This is a genomic window from Nocardia sp. NPDC003183, from assembly GCF_053590715.1.
This window is the reverse complement of record NZ_JBSFTG010000002.1, coordinates 508,058-526,240: the sequence shown is the minus strand read 5'-3', so window position 1 is coordinate 526,240 and position 18,183 is coordinate 508,058. Positions and strand designations below refer to the sequence as shown.

The window sequence follows — 18,183 nt, the reverse complement described above, 5'->3', positions numbered from 1 at the left end:
CGCGCGGGCACAACGAAATGGCGCTGACCTGCTATTGCGGCTTGTGGTAATCGCTGGGTCGACCGGCGGGAACCATGCCGTCACGCACCACCGGCTTACCGTCGGGGCTGCCGTCGCAGGCGCATTGCGGGTCGATGCGGTCGCCCGCGTGGTCGGGGTGCTCCGGATCTTCGGGGTGCGTGATCTGTGCGGGCTCGGGAGTGAATACCCATACAGCCGCCGACACCGCCAGCACCGCACCGGTCACGGCCATACCCACCCCGAACGACGTGCGTTCGGCCAACCAGCCGATCACGATCGGACCGAGCACGGTGCCCAGATCGGCCGACATCTGGAACGCGGCCAGCACCGGACCGCCGCGGGCCCGCGACCCGATCACATCGGCCAGCGCGGCTTGCTGCACCGGGCTGAACATCCCCGAACCCAGACCCGCGATGAACGACGCGGCGAAGAACCACGGCAGTGTCGGCGCGAAACCGAGCGCACCGGTGCCGAGCGCGCAGATGACGGACCCGGCGATCAGGAACGGTTTCCGGCCGAGCCGGTCGGAGAGCCTGCCCGACGCGAACAACACGGCCGCGTTGCCCGCGGCGAACACTGTCAGCGCGACGCCCGCCATGCCGACTTCCTGATGCAGCGTTTCCACGACGAGCAACGGAACGAATGCCATCCGCACACCGAACACCGCGATACCACCGGCGAAACTCGACAGCAGCACCGCCCGATAAGCAGGCTCGGCCCACCCTTGACGGAAGGTGAATTCGACCGGCTTCGCGCCGTTTTCGGGCGCGAGCACCGGCGATTCGCGCAGCCCGGCGAACACGATCACACACACCACGAGCAGCGCGGCCATGTAGATGACGAACGGCGCGCGCAGACCGAATCCGGCCAGACTGCTGCCGACCAGCGGTCCGAGCAACGACCCGATCAGAAAACTGGTCGAGTAGACCCCCGAAACCCGGCCGCGCGCGGCGGGCGGTGACACCCGGATGATCAGCGCCATCGACGACACCGTGAACATCGTGGACCCGATGCCACCGAGCGAACGCAGCACCAGCAGTTGCCAATACGTCTGCGCGAGCGCACATGCCCCGGTCGACAGCGCCACGATCACGATGCCCGCCAGATACACCCGTCGCTCGCCCAGCTTCTGCACGAGCCGACCGCTGGCGGGCGCGAAGAGCAACCGCATCAACGCGAACGCGCTCACGATCGCCGACGCCGCCGCGATACCCACCCCGAATTCGCGGGCGTACTGGGGCAGCACGGGCGCGACGAGGCCGAACCCGAGCGCGATCACGAAGGCTGCCGCGATCAGTACCCAGATCTCGGCGGGTAGCCGGACTTTGGCCGGAGCGCTCACTCGGTCAGCGCCTGGTTCACCATCTCCTCGGCCGCGGCCTGTACCTGGGTGAGATGCTCGGGGCCGAGGAAGGACTCGGCGTAGATCTTGTATTTGTCCTCGGTGCCCGAGGGACGTGCGGCGAACCAGGCGTTCTCCGTGGTCACCTTCAGTCCGCCCAGCGGCGCTCCGTTGCCGCGCGCGGTGGTGAGGATGCCGGTGATCTCCTCGCCCGCGATCTCGGTGCCGGAGACGGCCTCGGGAGTCAGGCGCGCGAGCTTGGTCTTCTGCGCGCTGGTGGCGGCGGCATCGATCCGCGCGTAGGCGGGGCTGCCGTATTGGCGTTCCAGTTCGCCGTACCTGGCAGAGGGAGTCTGGCCGGTGACGGCGGCGATCTCGGCGGCGAGCAGGGCCAGCAGGATGCCGTCCTTGTCGGTGGTCCAGACGGTGCCGTCCATCCGCAGGAACGACGCGCCCGCGCTCTCCTCACCACCGAATGCCAAACTGCCACTGAACAATCCGGGCACGAACCACTTGAACCCGACCGGGACCTCGTACACGTCCCGCCCGAGCACGCCGACCACACGGTCGACCATGGACGAGGTGACGACGGTCTTGCCGATCTTGGTGAGCGCGTCCCACCACATCCGGTTCGCGACCAGGTATTCGATCGCGACGGCCAGGAAGTGGTTGGGGTTCATCAGGCCACCGTCGGGGGTGACGATGCCGTGCCGGTCGGCGTCGGCGTCGTTGCCGGTGGAGATGTCGTAGTCGTCCTTGATGCCGACCAGGGCCGCCATGGCATGGCGTGAGGACGGGTCCATCCGGATCTGACCGTCGCTGTCGAGGGTCATGAAACGCCAGGTGGGGTCGACGAACGGGTTGACCACTTCGAGCTCGAGGTCGAACCGCTGGCCGATCTCCTCCCAGTAGTCCACGCTCGCGCCGCCCATCGGGTCGGCGCCCATCCGGATGCCCGCGCCCCGAATCGCATCCAGGTTCAACGCGTTCGGCAGGTCGCCGACGTACTGGTCGAGGTAGTCGTAGCGCTGGACGTGGGTGTTCATCGCCTGATCGAGCGAGACTCGTTTGACCCCGGCCAGACCGCCGCGCAGCAGTTCGTTGGCGCGGGCGGCGATGGCGTCGGTGGCCTTGGTGTCGGCGGGGCCGCCGTGCGGTGGGTTGTATTTGAAGCCGCCGTCGCGCGGTGGATTGTGCGAGGGGGTGACCACGATGCCGTCGGCCTGATGCTTGGTACCGCCGCGATTGTGGTTCAGGACAGCGTGGCTCAGCGCGGGCGTGGGTGTGTAGCGGCCGCGGGCGTCGATCACCGCCGTGACGTCGTTGCCCGCCAGGACCTCGAGCGCGGTGGTCCAGGCGGGTTCGGACAGGGCATGGGTGTCGCGCGCGAGGTAGACCGGGCCGGTGATGTCACGGGTGGCGCGGTATTCGACGATCGCCTGCGTCATCGCCATGATGTGTGCCTCGTTGAACGCGCCGTCCTCGCTGGACCCACGGTGACCCGAGGTGCCGAACACCACCTGCTGGCTCGGCTCGTCCGGATCGGGGACGAGGCTGTAGTACGCGGTGACCAGGTGAGCGATATCCACCAGGTCGGTCGGGCGGGCGGGCCGTCCGGCGCGATCGTGGGCCATGGTGGGTGTTCCCTTCCGTGTCGGCTGCGCGCGGCTGGTCATGAGAATCATGCGCACAACCACTGGGTCAGGGACGCGGCGGCATACACCGCGGCCAGGCTCGCCGCGACGCTGATCGCGACATTGCCCACGGCGTACACGTAAGCGCCCTCGGTTACCAGACGGACCGTCTCGTAGCCGAACGTGCTGAACGTGGTCAGCGCACCACAGAAGCCGGTTGCCGCGAATGCCAGCAGCGCACTGCCCACACTCGCGCCGATCAGACCCCCGAGCAACGCCGAACCGACAATGTTAACGGTTAGCGTCCCCCAGGGCAGCCCAGTCGGAAACCACGCCGACATCTGCCGGTCGATCAGGTACCGGGCGGGTGCCCCGAGCATGCCACCGACCATCACCAGCGCCACCGTCATGCCGCGCCTCCCCCTGTGGGAGCCCACATCTCGACCATCGGATGGCCCCCTTCCGTCGTCGAATTCATGTGAACCCCCGCCGCGCGACCCAGCGGGTCGCGCTCATGGCGACTGCCACGGCACCGAGCGCCGCGAGCACCGACAGGCCGAGATAGGCGACCGCCGTGCCCGTCGCACCGGTGCCGATGAGTCTACGAATCTCGAGGCTATAGGTGGAGAAAGTCGTGAAGCCCCCCAGCACACCGATTCCCAGGAACGGTCGCACGAGTTTCGGTGCTTCCCACAGTTCGGTGACCACGACCATCAGCACCCCGATCGCGAAGCAGCCGAGCACATTCACCGTGAACGTCGACCACGGGAACCGGCCCGGGAGTACCGGCCACCAGTACGCGACGCCGAAACGGGCGGTGGCACCGAGCCCGCCACCCACCGAGATCGCCGCGAGGACGGCCGGATCGAGCGCCGGGGGCCGCGATGCCATGCGTTGCCCTCCCGTCGGCCGATCCGTGTGGTGGTCGTCGCTCATGGTATCGAGACCCACCGACATCCGGGCGAGCGGTGCGCTCGTGGCAAACTTTCAGCAGCCCGTACCGGCGAACGACGATGGCCCGAACCGATTGTCGGTTCGGGCCATCGCCGTTCAGTTCTGCGGGATCAGTGCGCCAGCACCGGTTCGCCTTCGGCCGGGGCGGGCACGGTGTTCGGCATGATCGCCGCGATCACGATCGCGCCGAGCACGAAAGTGGCCGTCGCCCACCAGAAGCTGGTGGTGTAGCTCTCGATCGCGCCCTGCGCCATCGTGAGCGGGCCCGGCTGGTGCGAGGACACGTAGTCGGTCATCGCCGAGGCCGCGATGGTGCTGAGCAGCGCGGTACCGATGGACCCACCGACCTGCTGGCTGGTGTTGACCATCGCCGAGGCGACGCCGGCGTCCTCGTGCTGCACGCCCGCCGTTGCACCCTGGAACGCGACCGACATCGCACCACCGAGGCCGAGGCCGAGCAGCACCAGCGCGGGCAGGATATGGGTGGCGTAGCCCGAGTCCAGACCGATCCGGGTGAGCCACAGCATGCCCGCGGCGGCGACCAGGAATCCACCGCTGATGACGATCTTGGGTCCGACCTTCGGCAGCAGCAGCGACGGCGCGGTGGTCGAGGAGACCACCATGCCCGCCACCATCGGCAGGAACGCCAGACCGGTCACGATCGGCGTGTACGCCAGGGTCAGCTGCATGTAGAAGGTGAGGAACAAGAAGATCGCGAACATGCCGATGCCCATGACGAACACGGTCAGGTACGACGCGCCGCGGGTGCGGTCGGCGACGATGCGCAGCGGCAGCAACGGATGCGCGACCTTGGTCTCGATCCAGACGAAGGCCGCCAGCAGCACGGCGCCACCGATCAGGAAGGCCAGCGTGGTCGGGTCGCTCCAGCCGTTGGACTCGGCGTGCGAGAAGCCGTACACGATGCCGAACAGCGCGGCGGTGACGGTGACCGTGCCGTACCAATCGAGCTTGGGACGCGAGGCCGATGTGTGCTTGGCCAGCAACAGCACGGCGCCGACGAGCGCGACGGCGGCGAAGATCAGGTTGACGTACATCGCCCAGCGCCACGACGCCCATTCGGTGAGCACGCCACCGAGCAGCAGGCCGATCGCACCACCGGCACCGGCGACGGCACCGAAGATGCCGAACGCCTTGGACCGCTCACCGGGTTCGGTGAAGGTGACCGTGAGCAGTGAGAGCGCGGCGGGCGCGAGCAGCGCACCGAACACACCCTGGCCGACGCGGGCCGCGACGAGCATCTCGAAGCTGGAGGCCGCACCGCCGATGGCCGAGGCCACCGCGAAGCCGACGAGGCCGACGATGAAGGTGTTGCGGCGGCCGAACAGGTCGCTGAGCCTGCCGCCGAGCAGCAGGAGGCTGCCGAAGGCGAGGGCGTAGCCGGTGATGACCCACTGCCGGTCACCGTCGCCGAAGCCGAGGTCGGCCTGGGCCGCGGGCAGCGCGATATTGACGATCGTCGCATCGAGCACGACCATCAGCTGGGCGATGCCGAGTACGGCAAGCACCCACCAGCGCAGGGCGTGCGAGCCGCGGCGACCGGTATCCGCGGGGCTCTGCGGCCCCTTGTCGAGTGTGGTGGTCATAACTCCCCTAGTAGGTCTGCGGATGGTTTCAGGTGGCATAATCGGAGACACCGCCTCCGCTTCAATCGAAGCTACCAGAGTAACGGAGAAACAACCTCCACTTAATCCCCGGATTGATAGGATGTACTTGTGAATCACGCCACGACGACTGCCACACCACCCCGCAGATTGCGCGCCGACGCCGCACGCAATCAGCAACGCATCGTCGCGGCCGCCCGTGAGCTATTCGCCGACCACGGCCTCGAGATCACCCTCGACGACGTCGCCGAACGCGCGGGAGTCGGCGTCGGCACGGTGTACCGGCGCTTCGCGAACAAGAAGGAACTGATCGCCGAGGTCTTCGATCAGCACGTCAAGGACTTCGCCGACGCGGCCGACGCGGCCATGAGCAACCCGGACGCCTGGCTTGCGCTCGTCGAGTTCTTCGAGAGTGCGTGCAAACACCTGGCGACCAACCGCGGCTTCGGCGAGGTGATGCTCGAACTCGAGGAAGATCCGGCCCGTTTCGCCGAGTTGCGCGACCGAATCCAACCGGCGGTCGCGGGCATCATCGATCGTGCGCGCGCGGCGGGCGCGGTGGACCCCGATATCGCGACCACCGACTTCTTCGCGCTGATCCACATGGTCAATTCCCTCGCGGAGTTCGCGGCGCCGATCAATCCCGAAGTATGGCAACGGTATATGGCCATCGCACTCAACGGCGTCCGCACCGACGCGGTGCCGCGCAGGCCACTGCTGGTCGCGCCGATGACCAACGAGGAAGTCGAGCAGGCCAAGGCCGCCGGCTGCCTCGGACGTCGTCGCTGAGCCGAAACCTGCCCATCCAGTAGCGCGCGTCACAGTGCATCCTCTACTGTTGGACACATGACCAAGAGCACCTGGGTGAACTGGGCAGGCCAGCAGAGCTGCACACCCGCCGTCGTCGCCGCGCCGCGCGACGTCGAGGAACTGGCCGCGATCGTGACCGAATCGGCCGCCGCGGGGCGGACCGTGCGCGTCGCCGGGTCGGGACACTCGTTCACCGACGCCGTGCTCACCGACGGCACGCTGATCGACCTCAGCGGTCTGGACAAGGTTCTCGACGTCGACTCCGCCACCGGACGCGTGCGGGTGGAGGCCGGGATCTCGCTGCACGCGGCGAGCCCGCTGCTGCACGGGCACGGCCTGGCCTTCCCCAATCTCGGCGACATCGATACACAGAGCCTCGCGGGCGCGACCGCCACCGCCACCCACGGCACCGGCGCCCGGCTGCGCAATATCTCGGCGGCACTGCACTCGGTAGAGGTGCTGCGCGCGGACGGCACCCGGGTGGAGCTCAACGAGCAGACCGACCCTGACGGCTGGAAGGCGGCGCGGGTCAGCGTCGGCGCGCTCGGCGTCGTCACCGCGGCCACCCTGCAACTCGAGCCGTCGTTCGTACTGGAGTGCGTCGAGCGGCCGGTGCCGCTGGACGAGGTGCTCGCCGATATCGACGAATTCGCGGACGGCAGTGATCATTTCGAGTTCTTCGCGTTCCCGCACAGCGCCACGGCGATGACCAAGGCCATCGATCGCACGCAGGCGCCGGAGCAGCCGCGCGGCACGATGCGCGAGTGGATCAACGACATCCTGATCGCCAACCATGTATACGACGGCATGTGCAAGCTCGGTCGGCGAATTCCCGCCGCCATCCCCCTGATTCACCGCGCGGCCACGCTCGCCGGGAGCAACAACCGGCAGGTCGACCGTTCCTATCGTGTGTTCTCCACCCCGCGGCTGGTGAAGTTCAACGAGATGGAATACGCGATCCCGCGCGCGCACGCGGCCGAGGCGATTCGCGAGATCCTCGCGCTGGGAAGGCAATTCGGCACCCCGATGCCGATCGAGGTGCGCTGGGTCGCGCCCGACGACGCCTTCCTGTCCCCCGCGGGCGGACGCGACACCTGCTACATCGCGGTGCACCAGTATCAGGGCATGGTGTGGGAACCGTACTTCCGCGCGTGCGAGGCGGTCTTCGACGCCTACGACGGCAGGCCGCACTGGGGCAAACGCCACTTCCAGACCGCCGAGACCCTGCGGCCGCGCTACCCCGACTGGGACCGGTTCACCGCGGTGCGACGCCGCTTCGACCCCACCGGTGTATTCGCCAACGACTACGTGCACCGGGTACTGGGCTCACTCGACTGACGTCCTCGCCGCGCGGACACTGCTCGGACAACCTGGTCGCCGGTTCGTCCACACCCACCCCCGCCGCAGCGCGCTGATGGAATGATGACGGGTGATATCCGAAGCGCCACAAGCACTTCGCCCCTGCGCCGAAAGGGCGACCATGGCCCACACTCCCAGCGTGTTGTTCGTCTGCGTCCACAACGCGGGCCGATCACAGATGGCGGCGGGTCTCCTGCGCGCCATGGCCGGTGACCGGATCGAGGTGCGCACCGCGGGCAGCGAACCGGCCGCCGCGCTGAACCCCGCCGCGGTGGTGGCCATGGCCGAGATCGGGATCGATATCGCGGGCGCACGGCCTGCCGCGCTCACCGACGATGTCGTCGGGCTCTCGGATGTGGTGGTCACGATGGGATGCGGCGAGGTGTGCCCGTATTTTCCGGGGATCAGCTATCGCGACTGGGTGCTGTCGGATCCGGCGGGCCAGCCCATCGAGGTGGTGCGCGGCATTCGCGACCACCTGCAGATCCTGATCGGCAATCTGATCGCCGAACTGCTGCCGGTACCCGCCCGCTGACACGTCCGATTCGTTCAAGACGCACCCACGATCGAGTGTTTACGCTGCGAATATGACTCCACAGCTTGATGTCGTGTCCGTTGTAGTTTCCGATATGGCCGCTTCGGTGGCCTTCTACCGCAGGCTGGGACTGGTCTTCCCGGACGGCGCCGAAGCCGAGGGCCATGCCGAGGCCGTGATCGGCGGCGGCCTTCGGCTGGCACTGGACACCGAGGCGACGATTGCCTCCTTCGCGCCCGATTGGCAGCCGCCGACCGGTCCCGGCCGCAGCAGTCTCGCGTTCCGATGCGCCGATCCGGCCGAGGTCGACAAGCTCTACGCCGAGCTCGTCGACGCCGGCCATCACGGCGAACTCCCACCGTGGGATGCCTTCTGGGGTCAGCGCTACGCCTCGCTCGCCGACCCCGACGGGCACGGAATCGACCTCTACGCGCCGTTGCCCGCCGAATAGGACGACCAGTCGTGGGGGTCGCGCTGACGCTGCTGATAGCGGCCGAGCATCTCGCGGACCTCGTCGCTGACCGGGGGTTCTCCGGTGAGCCTGGTCCACAGGTGCGCGTCGTGGTCGGTGAGCGTCACCGGTCCCGACGCGGCCACGTCGACGACGAAGGTGAACTGCCTGGTGCGGGCGCCCGCACCGGTCAGGTAGTCGAAATCGCCGAGGTAGTCGCTGACTCCGGTGACCTGCAGCCCGGTTTCCTCCGCGACTTCGCGGGCCAGCGCTTCGTCGAGTGCCTCACCCGGCTCGACGACGCCGCTGGGCAACTCCCACCGGCCACCCAGGAAATCCGATCGTCGGCGGCGCAGAATGAGCACTCGCTGATGGCGGACGACGACCGCGCCGACGACAAGCCGGCGGATTTCGTCTCGTTCTGCCTCGATACGGAGCGTGGAGTACACGGATTCGTCGATCATCAGGTCACATCCTCTCGTCGGTGTTCGGACTGGACTGAGCACTTGCGACGGGGCGTGCACTAGTGAGCCTAAACCTTCCGTCACGCTGTGCCGAATGAGACTTTCCGGGCGGTGAGACGCCCGGTCAGCGGGTTTGCAGAGTACTTACCGAGCATCCAGCCAGGTCACGGACCTCTCGGGACAGGTGCGCCTGGTCGGCGAAGCCGGTCACGGCGGCGATGTGTGCCGCCGGAATTCCGGTGTGAAGCGCGGCGAGCGCTCGTTGAAATCGCAGAATACGAGCCAACATCTTGGGTCCGTAACCGAAGGCGAACAGGGAGCGCCGGTGCAGCATCCGGGCCGACATGCTCGTCCGAGCGGCGGTTTCGGCGACCGTCGCGCCCGCCGAGAGGGCATCGACGACAGCGGTGAGCGCCGGATCGGCAGGGCCGTTGTCGGCGGCGAATCGTAATGCGATCGCTTCCAGGGCAGCAACGCGGTCGGGCGCGTTGTCGAGGCGATCGACGAGTTCGCGGGTGGTGCGCGACGGTGCGATCTCGGCCAGATCGACCCGCTGGTTCAGCAGTTCTACCGCCGGAACCCCGAGCAACGTGGGCGCGCTGCCCGGCGCGAATCTGACGCCGACGAATTCTCGCGCCCGCGCGGTCGGTGCGAGAAACGCGCGGCTGTCCGGACCCGCCACCATCAGCGTGCCCTCGGTCCAGATCAGATCCATGCAACCGTCGGGGAACACCGTGACGGGACCGGTGGCGGCGGGCATGGTTCGCGACCAGACCACCGCTCGGTCCAGCCGTGATTCGCGTTCCCGGTATTCGGCCACACTTCGACGGTAGTCCCGCCCACCGACAGGTAGCTGCCGCACCATGATCACCCGGTCCGTAAGATCTGACGGCACGACGTTCGGCTCGGCAGAGGGGTGCCAATGCAACCGACAGCATCAGTGCGGGGTGGACGGCCGCGGGTGGCGGGATTTCCCGGTGCGGACATAGATATCGAGCCGGACATCTGGTCGGGGGCGTTCGTCGACGACGACCGGATCAGGGCGCTGGCTGTCGGTGCGTATTACGGGCGCAGCTGGGGCGCGCAATGCGACGGCGTCGCGTTCCTCCCGGAGGAGCCCGACAGCGCGTCGACGCGGCGGGAGACCGCCATCGAAGGACTGCACGAGTCGTGGGGCGTCGACAACGCCGAGGACGCCCACGACACCGTGCGGCGGCTGCTGGCCGGGATGCACGCGCCGCTGTTCGAACTCGTTCATCCGCTCGCCGTCATGGCCGCGACCGACACCGGCCGGGTCGATCGGTCGGGATTGGCCGACGAGCATCGCGAATTCCTGCACACCCTTTCGGGTTTCCGTGGCTATCGCGGGCCCGCCGGGATCGATCGCGACTACGACGCCTGGCTACAGGCCATCAAACTCGGCATCACCGACAGCCTGCCGACGCCGCTGCAGATCGATGCCACCGCGTGGGATCTGGCACGGCTGGTGTTCATCGCCCGCGCCGCGTGCACGGCCGGATACCTGACCGAGGACGAGGCGTGGGAACACATGCTGACCGGGCTGGATCGGGCGCGTCAGCACTATCGCAACTGGCGCCAGTTCGGCGACGGGTTCCTCACCGGTGCGATCTTCTGGGCGGCCACGCAAGATCTGTCGGCCGCGAAAAGCCAAGTGGCCGAACGTAGACGGATGATCGCGGGGCTGCACCTTCGACCGTCGAGTCCGTGGCGGCGGGTGTCGCTGCATCCGGGTGCGCCGGTGTTCAGCCCGGCATCGTCAGCATGATGCCGACGGCTTGACGGCGGAACGGATCGTCGTCGACCATGCCCAGTTTGCGGCGTTCCACCAGCAGTTGCCATTCGCCGAAGAGGTCGGCCGAGCAGGGCATCGACTGGGTGATGGATCCGTCGACGTGCTCGATCTCGCAGGCCAGACGCACGGCCTCGGTGATGCGCGTGAAGTCGGCGGGTTCCCAGTCGACGAAATCGAGGTCGGCGCCCGCTCCCGAGATCCGCAGCGTCGCGACCTGTCCGGGCGCGGTGAGCACTTCGGCGCCGGTGAGGACCGAGACCGGAAATTCGTAGACCGCCCACGCGGACACGAACAGCAGGCGCAGCGTGGTGATCGCGACCAGGCCGGGAGCGCCCTGGTGGCCCGCCTGGGCCAGTTCGAGAACGTACTCGTCGGGCCGGGCGCAGCCGTGCAGGATGTCGATCTCGCGTAAGGAGTTGCCCGCGTGCCGCATTCGGCGCGCGGCCGCCGTGACATCGGGGCGCTGCGGGCCGTTCGAACCCGGCACCGAGTGCGGTGGAACAAGATTCGGGCGGGGCGGGAACACCCTGCGTAGGCTGACCAAGTCGCGTTCGACCGCCCTGATCAGCGCCTGCGCCTGTTCGCGTAGGCCGGTTTCGAGGAACACCGGCACCGGATGACGATCCGTCGGCGCACCGTTCACCACGAACTGCGCCGACCGGAAGAACAGCAGCAACGCCATCTGCCCGTCGTCGGTGTTCGCGAGCGCGATCCTGCCCAGTTCGGCCACCCCGACGTCGAGCGCGATCTCGTTGTCGGCGCGCAGCGGCGTCGTCACCAACCGCCCGTCCGCGTACCGGACCGCGACTCGCGCACCCCATACTTCGATCAAAGCCACGTCCCTCCTGGCCTGCCCCGCATCGGTGGATCCTACCGAGGGGCCGTCGCGGGCGGGGCGATGGTCCTGCCGATGGTGTTCGAAGCCGCGCCGAGGTGGCAGGCTGTACGCATGCCCGATGAACAGGAAGTCTCCGCCGAACAGTCCGCGGACGCGATCGAAACCCCGGCGGAGGCGACGAAGCGGAGGTTCCGCGAGGCGCTCGAGCGGAAGAACGGCCACTCCTCCGCGGGTGGAGCCGCCCAGAATTCCGCCAAAGTGCGTGAGACGCACGCACAGGCGGGCGGGAAGCGCACCTTCCGCCGTCGCGCCGGCGGATAGTTTCGCGCCGGACGCGACTGTCCTTCCGTGATCAGCCCTGCTCCGCTGGCAATAATTCTGCGGCGCAGGGCTTTTCGGTGGAGTGGGAGCTACTGCAAGCGGGAGGTATCTGCGTCCGCTTCGGTTCGGACAGCGTTCTCGAAGATGGCGCCGCTGTCGGCTTCGCTGAAAACCAGCCAGCAGCCCCGGATGGCGCCCAGTAGGTCCTCGAGCAGATCGATGGCGGGGCGAGTGGGGTCGAGGCGGCAGATGCGGTAGCCGTCGGTCCAGTCGTCGAGATCGTCGTCCTCGTCGTCACGTTCCTCGATTTCCTGCGCGGCTTCGATGATGCCGTCCAGGTCGCGGACCTTGCCCTCGGAGACCGCGATGGCATCGGCGATCAGGTCGACCACCACCTGGGTGGGCGTCTCCCCCGCACCGAGCCGTTCCAGGACCACGGTCGGCGTTTCGACCTGGAGTGCTTCGATGTCGTCCGCCTCGGCGACCACGTCCACCGGCTCGAGGCCCGTGACCTCGCCTGCCACCGTCGCCGCGGCCCGCAGCCAGTGCGCGGCGGCGACCGAGGCGGCGGCGGGGTCCAGTTCGGTGAACAGGTCGATGGTGCCCAAGGGATTGGCCCGGAGCAGGGTGTCCGCCGCGTGCACCTGCACCGGGGAGATCTCCGGGCGGGTGAGTTCGACGGCCTGCCTGGCTCGACCTGCCAGATCGCCCAGTTCCGCGGCCGTGATCGCCGCCTGCTCGGTGAGCACCTCGTTCACCACCCGGTCGACCAGGCTCGCGTCACCGATCGCATGGAGCACACGGCCCACATGGTGCGCGGATTCCTCGATGGGGCTGTAGAAGACCAGCATGCATCCGTCGTCGTCGGGCAGATTGGGGGTGCGCAGCGCGGCTTCGACCTTCGCGAAGCGATTGCGCTCCTCCGCCCGCCGCCACGCTTCCCCGTTCACGACATCGGGATCACCGGCGGCGGTCGCCGGATGGGTGTAGGTCCGCCACTGGAACCGCGCCAGACTCGCCAACGCCGCGGCCAGCTCCACACCGTGCTCGGCGCCTGGCACCTCGGCGATCGTCTCGGCGACATCACCGCGACCGGTCCCCCAGGTGGCGACCAGCGTTCCCGCCCCCGAGTCGTATGCATACCGCGTCATTCGCTCAGTTCTACGTGGCCCACCCGCACCACCCGTCACCAGGGTCTACCGGATCAGAGTGGAGCCCGTCCGAGGCCGGGGACGAACCGTCCCGTCGCCGCGAGGTAGGCACGGTAGTTCGCGCCGTGGACCCGCGCCAGATAGGGCTCTTCGACCGCCCGTACCTGCAGCTCGATCGTCACCAGCAACAGTGCGAACGCGACGATCGCGACAGCGTTCGGGATGATCAGCGTGACGCCCCCCGCGAAGACGAGCATCGCGGTGAAGATCGGGTTGCGAACCAGACCGAACACCCCGGTGTCGACCAAGGTCGTCGTCTCGCTGGGATCAACTCCGATGCGCCACGATTCGCCCATCTCGATCTGCGCGTACAGCGTTGCCGCGATACCCACGACGGCGAGCACGAATCCGGCGGTCTGAATCGGCATCGCGGACAGCGCCCCGATCGGGGCTACGACACCGGCCAGCTGCAGCACCGGCGATGCCGTGCCGACCACGATCGCGGCGACGAAACCGACGCCGGCGAGCCATTCGATCGAGCCGGGCCGTCCGCTGATGCCGTGGAAACCGGTCGAACCCGTGGCCTGATACTGACGCCAACTGCGCCAGCCGAAGCCGAGCAGGCCGAAAACCAGGTACAGAACCAGTGCGCAGATCGCCATCATCATGGGTTTCCTCGATCGTCGTTGTCACAGCAGCCGCGGTGACCGACATCGGTGGACATCGTCGCGCAGCAGGTTTCGCCCTTCCAGGCGTTGATTCCTTCTTTGACCGCGATCACCGCGATCACCAGCGCCGCGAGCGGATCAGCCCACGACCAGCCGAACAGGCTGTTGAGCAGCAGGCCGACCAGCAACACGGCCGAGAGATAGGTGCACAGCAGGGTTTGCTTGGAATCGGCCACGGCGGAGGCGGACCCGAGCTCGCGCCCCGCCCTCCGTTGCGCGGCGGACAGCACCGGCATGATCACCAGACTCGCGGCCGCCAGCCCGATTCCGACCGTCGAATGCCGTGCCTCGCCGACCCCGAGCAGCGAACGGACGGCGTCGACAGCGACATAGCCGGCCAAGGCGAAGAACGAGAACGCGATGACCCGCAGCGCCACCTTCTCCCGCGCCTGCGGATCGCGCCCGGCGAACTGCCACGCCACCGCGGCCGCCGAGGACACCTCGATCACCGAGTCGAGACCGAACCCGATCAGCGCGGACGAGGACACCCGCGCGCCTTCGCTCAGCGCGACGACCGCCTCGACCACGTTGTAGCTGATCGTCGCCGCGACCAACCACCGAATCCGCGTCGTCAGCACCGCCTCGCGCACCGAACTCGGCGCGATCAGCGCGGGCATCCCGATCGACTCCATCAGCAGCAGCCCTCCGATTCCGCCGCCGGGCAGCAGGCCGGATCAACGGCGAGCACCAGGCCGACCAGATCGTCCAACGCCCGCCCGATCCGCGGATCCGCCAGCTCATACCGGCTGCGCCGCCCCTCTGGAACCGCGACGACCAAGCCACATCCACGCAGGCAGGCCAAGTGATTGGACAGAATCTGCCGCGAGACACCGATCGCTTCGGCCAGCTCCGACGGGTAGCCGGGTTCCTTCCGCAGACTCAGCAGGATCTTGGTTCTGGTCGAGTCCGAGAGGGCGTAGCCGAATCGGGACAGCCCGTCGGTCTGCACCGTGGATTCCATACCTCAGACGATACATCAGAATCTGTATTCAGAATAGGATGTACTGATGGTGCCGCTGAGCGGACACGAAAAGGACCCCCACCTGTTGTCAGGTGGGGGCCTCTAGTGGAGCTACCGGAAATCAAACCCGGGCCCCTCCGCCGCGTCACACATCCGCCAACTTTCTGACCTGCGGTTGCTTTCCGATCGGGGTGGCTTCACAGCCGTGCTTCCATCGCCCGGCGGATGAGCAACCGGGCATGGTCCCCCGTGGCGGCCTGGCGGGCGAGCGCGTCGAACGCGCGAAGGTAGATCAGGATCTCGCGGGGCTGGGTCACCCGCAGTTCCGCCGTGATCGCTTCGACCGTGGCGAGTCGCTGATCGAACAGGACGAAGTTCGTTGCCTGGATCGGCATCTCGGCTGTCGCGGGGATGATGCCCAGCAGAACCCTGGACAAGCCCGCGACAGCAAGCAGGCGGTCCAGTTGTCCGACCATGACCGCGTCGTCGCCGACCGTGGTGTGCAGCGCCTGTTCGGCGATGAGAATGTGGAACTTCCGCCGACCCGAGTACAAGAGCTGTTGGCGTTCGATGCGGGCGGCGACGCCCTGGTCTACGTCGTCGGGGGTCCGGTAGAACTCGACGTAGCGGCGCAGAACGGCGGTCGCGTAGTCCGCTGTTTGCAAAATGCCAGGCATGATCTGCGGTTGGTAGATCCGGATCATCTCGGCCGACTCGGCTAGGCGGATGTTCGCCTTCTGCTGCCGTTGGGTGCCAGTGCCCAGGACCTTGCGCCACTCGGTGTACGCGGTCTCGAGGTTGTGCAGAGACGCGAGGAGGTCGGCGAGTTGATCGGGGGTGCCAGTGTGGGCGCAATATGCGCGCAGGTCGTCGGATGACGGTGTCTGTCGGCCGTTCTCGATCTTCGAGACCTTCGCCTCGCCCCAACCGGCGAGGTCAGCCAGGGCGCGGCCAGTAATGCCTGCTGTACGGCGAAGCTCCCGGAGCCTGGCCCCGAGAGCTTCCCGCGCGTCTGCCGGATTGGTCACCCGGCGAACTCGCCGAACGGAACAGCCACGTTCCACAGCCGGTCACGAGTCGCGACGAAATGATCGACTACGGCCGAGTCGGTGGTGACCGCCAAGCCTGCCGGGGCTCCGCGTTCGTCGGACAGGTTGTAGACGACCCGCTCGTCATCGAACAGCCACGCATCATCCGGCGGGATCTCTCCGGCGTCGTGACGTGGCACGTACCGGATGTTTTCGCCCGCTTCGACGTTGTGGCCGGTGACCGACAGCAACCATCGCTGATAGTCCGACAGCGGTGTGGTGACCACCCGGACACGGCTCACGCTCACGCCGCGTTCGGTCGTTTCCCGCATAAGCGCCTGCCACGGTGTCGCGGTGTAGGGCGCTGGCTCACCAGCGAGGAACGCACGCAGACGTTCGTCCTCGTCGGCGACGAAATAGGTGTCTCGGCACTCGAAATGGAACGCTGACCGCTTGGTTTCCCGGAACAGTCCGGGCCACAGGTCAGGCTCGTCGTTGGGCCGATAGCGCACCGTAAAAGGTCCTTTCGAGCTTGGGGACCTCGATAGCCGACTCGTCGGCGGCGAGGTTCATCTGTGCGAGCGTTTCCGGGTCGGTAATCGGTCGGCCGGTCAGGGTGAACGTGCCCCTACCGCTGTCGGCCATCGGTACCCCGACGTAGGTATCTGGTTGGGCGAAACCTAGGAGCAAGTGCGGGATTTCGACGGTTTCCGGTGAGTCCGTCTGCCATCCCTGCACCGCGTAGGTGCCGCTGTCGGTGGCGAACAGTGTCGGGCAGCCGCCCGAGTCGCTGCCGCCGTTGCCGAGGAACGTTAGGCGCATATCGCTACCCCCTGGTGAGAACTTGCGTGAGCTTTCCCGTACTCCCACATCGTCCCACCGTGTCACACAGGTTGTCGCCTGTTCAGACCACTTGGAGCAAGTTCAAGAAAGTTCCTGTCCAGGCGGTTGTACAAACCCATACCGTCAGCTCCAACGCTCCCGGCGGGTTTGAACTAAGAGTCCCCGCCGGGAGTGAATCCCGAAGCGCACCAGGAGGCCGCGATGCTCCCGCAGTGGACACCCAGAACCGAACGCCCGCACCCGATCAACGTTGCGCCACCGAGCGTGATCGGGCGACTGCTCGCAGCGCTCGAGGCGTGGCCGACGAACAAGCAGCCCTCATGACCAGCCAGACGAAGGCCCAGCTTGCCGACCTGACCGAACGCGCCGCACGCCGGTCGATGACCATCACATCCACCCCGGAAGGCTGGCAACTCGCCTCGGCTTGGAGAGTGGTTGTTGTGGGTGACGTGGACGCCGTCGCCGCATGGTTGAGCGCCGCAGAAACCTACGACCGCCGCCCCCGGCAGTACTTCCCGGCCGGATGCCAGGCGGACACGTGATCGTGATCGGGTGGGCGATCGTGATCGGCCTACCAGCCATCGTGTTCGTCGCAGCCGTGTGGCCAAAGCGCGACCAGTGAACATAGGTCTTGTTCGGCCACCCGAAGCGTGTGTGCGCCGATACCCTGAGCACTCAGTATCAGGGGAGTGATCGTCACCGTGGATAACAGCCGTCGCCCTACCGATCCTTACGGTCTCTACTTCGATGAGCTGCGCCAGACAGCCGAGTGCGTGATTCTCGCCGTGGTGCTGGAGAGACTTACTGCCGCAGGATGTGGGCAAAGTGTGGACAGCAGGCCGAATCTGCCCGTAATCAGCGCATAAAAAAAAGTCCCTGACCTGCGTTAACAGGCCAGAGACTCTTTGGTGGAGCTGCCGGGAATCGAACCCGGGTCCTCCGCCGCGTCTTCAGGGCTTCTCCGTGTGCAGTTCGCTGTGTCTCTGCTCGGATCTCCAAGTCTCGCGAACAAGCCTGGATGACGATCCCAGTCGCTGTTAGATGTCCCATCCGACTCCGCGACCGAGCCGAACGGTAATTCCCTCTAGCTGATGCCAGTACCCGGGTCGAGGGACGAACCCGGACTGACAGAGACGACCTGGCTACTTAGGCAGCGAGGGCGTACTCGCGCTGATTGGAATCGGCGCTTAATTGGTTGCAGCGACGCTTACGGTGGTCTCTTGCCTGCACCGACACGCTTCCCCTGAATCAACGTACGCAGTCGAAACCGTTCAGCCCCGTACGTGCCCGCACCGTGCGGGCTAGTCA

At 67.2% G+C, this 18,183-nt stretch carries 22 protein-coding genes and 1 other RNA gene; 7 read left to right on the top strand and 16 right to left on the bottom strand.

Going from position 1 to position 18,183, the window contains the following annotated elements; all coding sequences use genetic code 11:
- Window positions 1-31: 31 nt before the first annotated feature.
- The 5 genes from ACWDXS_RS10270 to ACWDXS_RS10250 all read right to left on the bottom strand — a co-directional run bounded on the left by ACWDXS_RS10270 (window position 32) and on the right by ACWDXS_RS10250 (window position 5,555).
- Entirely contained in the window at window positions 32-1,363 is a 1,332-nt protein-coding gene (locus ACWDXS_RS10270; RefSeq protein WP_379314502.1) for an MFS transporter, read from the bottom strand.
- The gene (gene pgm / locus ACWDXS_RS10265; RefSeq protein ID WP_449964213.1) at window positions 1,360-2,997 is read right to left on the bottom strand and encodes a phosphoglucomutase (alpha-D-glucose-1,6-bisphosphate-dependent); all 1,638 of its coding nucleotides are present in this window, start codon (window positions 2,995-2,997) and stop codon (window positions 1,360-1,362) included. Before pgm ends, ACWDXS_RS10270 begins: the two co-directional genes overlap by 4 nt.
- A 47-nt stretch (window positions 2,998-3,044) precedes the next feature.
- The gene (crcB, locus tag ACWDXS_RS10260) at window positions 3,045-3,407 is read right to left on the bottom strand and encodes a fluoride efflux transporter CrcB (RefSeq protein ID WP_378991409.1); all 363 of its coding nucleotides are present in this window, start codon (window positions 3,405-3,407) and stop codon (window positions 3,045-3,047) included.
- A 64-nt stretch (window positions 3,408-3,471) separates the two neighbouring features.
- Window positions 3,472-3,888 (bottom strand): fluoride efflux transporter FluC, encoded by a 417-nt coding sequence (locus ACWDXS_RS10255; RefSeq protein WP_378991407.1) that lies wholly within the window; start codon window positions 3,886-3,888, stop codon window positions 3,472-3,474.
- 173 nt (window positions 3,889-4,061) lie between these two features.
- Window positions 4,062-5,555: an MFS transporter gene (locus ACWDXS_RS10250; RefSeq protein ID WP_449964209.1), complete on the bottom strand. Its 1,494-nt coding sequence runs from the start codon at window positions 5,553-5,555 to the stop codon at window positions 4,062-4,064.
- A gap of 129 nt (window positions 5,556-5,684) precedes the next feature.
- Here ACWDXS_RS10250 and ACWDXS_RS10245 point away from each other — a divergent pair, with 129 nt between their 5' ends.
- From ACWDXS_RS10245 to ACWDXS_RS10230, 4 genes are all read left to right on the top strand, one after another.
- Window positions 5,685-6,362, top strand: coding sequence for a TetR/AcrR family transcriptional regulator (locus tag ACWDXS_RS10245; protein WP_378991403.1), 678 nt, complete (start codon window positions 5,685-5,687; stop codon window positions 6,360-6,362).
- 57 nt (window positions 6,363-6,419) lie between these two features.
- Window positions 6,420-7,721, top strand: coding sequence for a D-arabinono-1,4-lactone oxidase (locus ACWDXS_RS10240; RefSeq protein WP_449964206.1), 1,302 nt, complete (start codon window positions 6,420-6,422; stop codon window positions 7,719-7,721).
- 142 nt (window positions 7,722-7,863) lie between these two features.
- Window positions 7,864-8,277 carry an arsenate reductase ArsC gene (locus ACWDXS_RS10235; protein WP_378991400.1) on the top strand — a complete coding sequence of 138 codons (414 nt, stop codon included), beginning with the start codon at window positions 7,864-7,866 and terminating at the stop codon, window positions 8,275-8,277.
- A 52-nt stretch (window positions 8,278-8,329) separates the two neighbouring features.
- Window positions 8,330-8,728, top strand: coding sequence for a VOC family protein (locus ACWDXS_RS10230; RefSeq protein ID WP_378633010.1), 399 nt, complete (start codon window positions 8,330-8,332; stop codon window positions 8,726-8,728).
- On the opposite strand, the gene ACWDXS_RS10225 is transcribed toward ACWDXS_RS10230, so the two are convergent.
- Both ACWDXS_RS10225 and ACWDXS_RS10220 read right to left on the bottom strand, forming a co-directional pair.
- Complete coding sequence (locus ACWDXS_RS10225; RefSeq protein WP_378991399.1) at window positions 8,704-9,192, bottom strand: NUDIX hydrolase; 489 nt, start codon at window positions 9,190-9,192, stop codon at window positions 8,704-8,706. The genes ACWDXS_RS10230 and ACWDXS_RS10225 overlap by 25 nt on opposite strands.
- Before the next feature lie 124 nt (window positions 9,193-9,316).
- The gene (locus ACWDXS_RS10220; protein WP_449964201.1) at window positions 9,317-10,012 is read right to left on the bottom strand and encodes a helix-turn-helix domain-containing protein; all 696 of its coding nucleotides are present in this window, start codon (window positions 10,010-10,012) and stop codon (window positions 9,317-9,319) included.
- A gap of 141 nt (window positions 10,013-10,153) precedes the next feature.
- On the opposite strand from ACWDXS_RS10220, the gene ACWDXS_RS10215 reads away from it, so the two are divergent.
- Entirely contained in the window at window positions 10,154-10,978 is an 825-nt protein-coding gene (locus ACWDXS_RS10215; protein WP_378991397.1) for a DUF1266 domain-containing protein, read from the top strand.
- Here the strand turns inward: ACWDXS_RS10215 and ACWDXS_RS10210 are convergent.
- Window positions 10,956-11,843 (bottom strand): hypothetical protein, encoded by an 888-nt coding sequence (locus tag ACWDXS_RS10210; protein WP_449964198.1) that lies wholly within the window; start codon window positions 11,841-11,843, stop codon window positions 10,956-10,958. The genes ACWDXS_RS10215 and ACWDXS_RS10210 overlap by 23 nt on opposite strands.
- 111 nt (window positions 11,844-11,954) lie before the next feature.
- Here ACWDXS_RS10210 and ACWDXS_RS10205 point away from each other — a divergent pair, with 111 nt between their 5' ends.
- Complete coding sequence (locus ACWDXS_RS10205) at window positions 11,955-12,164, top strand: DUF5302 domain-containing protein (protein WP_449964195.1); 210 nt, start codon at window positions 11,955-11,957, stop codon at window positions 12,162-12,164.
- Window positions 12,165-12,253: 89 nt separating this feature from the next.
- Here ACWDXS_RS10205 and ACWDXS_RS10200 read toward each other — a convergent pair whose 3' ends face one another.
- The 7 genes from ACWDXS_RS10200 to ACWDXS_RS10170 all read right to left on the bottom strand — a co-directional run bounded on the left by ACWDXS_RS10200 (window position 12,254) and on the right by ACWDXS_RS10170 (window position 16,854).
- Window positions 12,254-13,315: a hypothetical protein gene (locus ACWDXS_RS10200; RefSeq protein ID WP_378991394.1), complete on the bottom strand. Its 1,062-nt coding sequence runs from the start codon at window positions 13,313-13,315 to the stop codon at window positions 12,254-12,256.
- 53 nt (window positions 13,316-13,368) lie between these two features.
- Window positions 13,369-13,977, bottom strand: coding sequence for a methyltransferase family protein (locus ACWDXS_RS10195; protein ID WP_449964753.1), 609 nt, complete (start codon window positions 13,975-13,977; stop codon window positions 13,369-13,371).
- A gap of 2 nt (window positions 13,978-13,979) precedes the next feature.
- Window positions 13,980-14,675, bottom strand: coding sequence for a cation transporter (locus tag ACWDXS_RS10190; protein WP_449964191.1), 696 nt, complete (start codon window positions 14,673-14,675; stop codon window positions 13,980-13,982).
- The gene (locus ACWDXS_RS10185) at window positions 14,675-15,004 is read right to left on the bottom strand and encodes an ArsR/SmtB family transcription factor (RefSeq protein ID WP_449964188.1); all 330 of its coding nucleotides are present in this window, start codon (window positions 15,002-15,004) and stop codon (window positions 14,675-14,677) included. The genes ACWDXS_RS10190 and ACWDXS_RS10185 overlap by 1 nt, the downstream gene beginning before the upstream one ends.
- A 197-nt stretch (window positions 15,005-15,201) precedes the next feature.
- Entirely contained in the window at window positions 15,202-16,032 is an 831-nt protein-coding gene (locus ACWDXS_RS10180; RefSeq protein WP_449964185.1) for a helix-turn-helix domain-containing protein, read from the bottom strand.
- Window positions 16,029-16,544, bottom strand: a complete 516-nt coding sequence (locus ACWDXS_RS10175) for a DUF6879 family protein (RefSeq protein ID WP_449964182.1) — start codon at window positions 16,542-16,544, stop codon at window positions 16,029-16,031. The genes ACWDXS_RS10180 and ACWDXS_RS10175 overlap by 4 nt, the downstream gene beginning before the upstream one ends.
- A complete protein-coding gene (locus ACWDXS_RS10170) occupies window positions 16,516-16,854 on the bottom strand; it encodes a hypothetical protein (protein ID WP_378632983.1) in 339 nt (112 codons plus the stop codon). Before ACWDXS_RS10170 ends, ACWDXS_RS10175 begins: the two co-directional genes overlap by 29 nt.
- Window positions 16,855-17,195: 341 nt before the next feature.
- On the opposite strand from ACWDXS_RS10170, the gene ACWDXS_RS10165 reads away from it, so the two are divergent.
- Window positions 17,196-17,417: a hypothetical protein gene (locus tag ACWDXS_RS10165; RefSeq protein ID WP_387447114.1), complete on the top strand. Its 222-nt coding sequence runs from the start codon at window positions 17,196-17,198 to the stop codon at window positions 17,415-17,417.
- Between the two features lie 364 nt (window positions 17,418-17,781).
- On the opposite strand, the gene ssrA is transcribed toward ACWDXS_RS10165, so the two are convergent.
- Window positions 17,782-18,154: a transfer-messenger RNA gene (ssrA, locus tag ACWDXS_RS10160) on the bottom strand.
- Between the last annotated feature and the right edge of the window lie 29 nt (window positions 18,155-18,183).

What these genes read in the sequence shown, in the direction of transcription:
- ACWDXS_RS10225 (WP_378991399.1), bottom strand. Translation starts at nt 9,192, where the DNA reads ATGATCGACGAATCCGTGTACTCCACGCTCCGTATCGAGGCAGAACGA.
- pgm (WP_449964213.1), bottom strand. Translation starts at nt 2,997, where the DNA reads ATGGCCCACGATCGCGCCGGACGGCCCGCCCGCCCGACCGACCTGGTG.
- ACWDXS_RS10190 (WP_449964191.1), bottom strand. Translation starts at nt 14,675, where the DNA reads ATGGAGTCGATCGGGATGCCCGCGCTGATCGCGCCGAGTTCGGTGCGC.
- ACWDXS_RS10250 (WP_449964209.1), bottom strand. Translation starts at nt 5,555, where the DNA reads ATGACCACCACACTCGACAAGGGGCCGCAGAGCCCCGCGGATACCGGT.
- ACWDXS_RS10170 (WP_378632983.1), bottom strand. Translation starts at nt 16,854, where the DNA reads ATGCGCCTAACGTTCCTCGGCAACGGCGGCAGCGACTCGGGCGGCTGC.
- ACWDXS_RS10235 (WP_378991400.1), top strand. Translation starts at nt 7,864, where the DNA reads ATGGCCCACACTCCCAGCGTGTTGTTCGTCTGCGTCCACAACGCGGGC.
- ACWDXS_RS10230 (WP_378633010.1), top strand. Translation starts at nt 8,330, where the DNA reads ATGACTCCACAGCTTGATGTCGTGTCCGTTGTAGTTTCCGATATGGCC.
- ACWDXS_RS10205 (WP_449964195.1), top strand. Translation starts at nt 11,955, where the DNA reads ATGCCCGATGAACAGGAAGTCTCCGCCGAACAGTCCGCGGACGCGATC.
- ACWDXS_RS10200 (WP_378991394.1), bottom strand. Translation starts at nt 13,315, where the DNA reads ATGACGCGGTATGCATACGACTCGGGGGCGGGAACGCTGGTCGCCACC.
- ACWDXS_RS10195 (WP_449964753.1), bottom strand. Translation starts at nt 13,977, where the DNA reads ATGGCGATCTGCGCACTGGTTCTGTACCTGGTTTTCGGCCTGCTCGGC.
- ACWDXS_RS10240 (WP_449964206.1), top strand. Translation starts at nt 6,420, where the DNA reads ATGACCAAGAGCACCTGGGTGAACTGGGCAGGCCAGCAGAGCTGCACA.
- crcB (WP_378991409.1), bottom strand. Translation starts at nt 3,407, where the DNA reads ATGACGGTGGCGCTGGTGATGGTCGGTGGCATGCTCGGGGCACCCGCC.
- ACWDXS_RS10185 (WP_449964188.1), bottom strand. Translation starts at nt 15,004, where the DNA reads ATGGAATCCACGGTGCAGACCGACGGGCTGTCCCGATTCGGCTACGCC.
- ACWDXS_RS10255 (WP_378991407.1), bottom strand. Translation starts at nt 3,888, where the DNA reads ATGGCATCGCGGCCCCCGGCGCTCGATCCGGCCGTCCTCGCGGCGATC.
- ACWDXS_RS10165 (WP_387447114.1), top strand. Translation starts at nt 17,196, where the DNA reads ATGACCAGCCAGACGAAGGCCCAGCTTGCCGACCTGACCGAACGCGCC.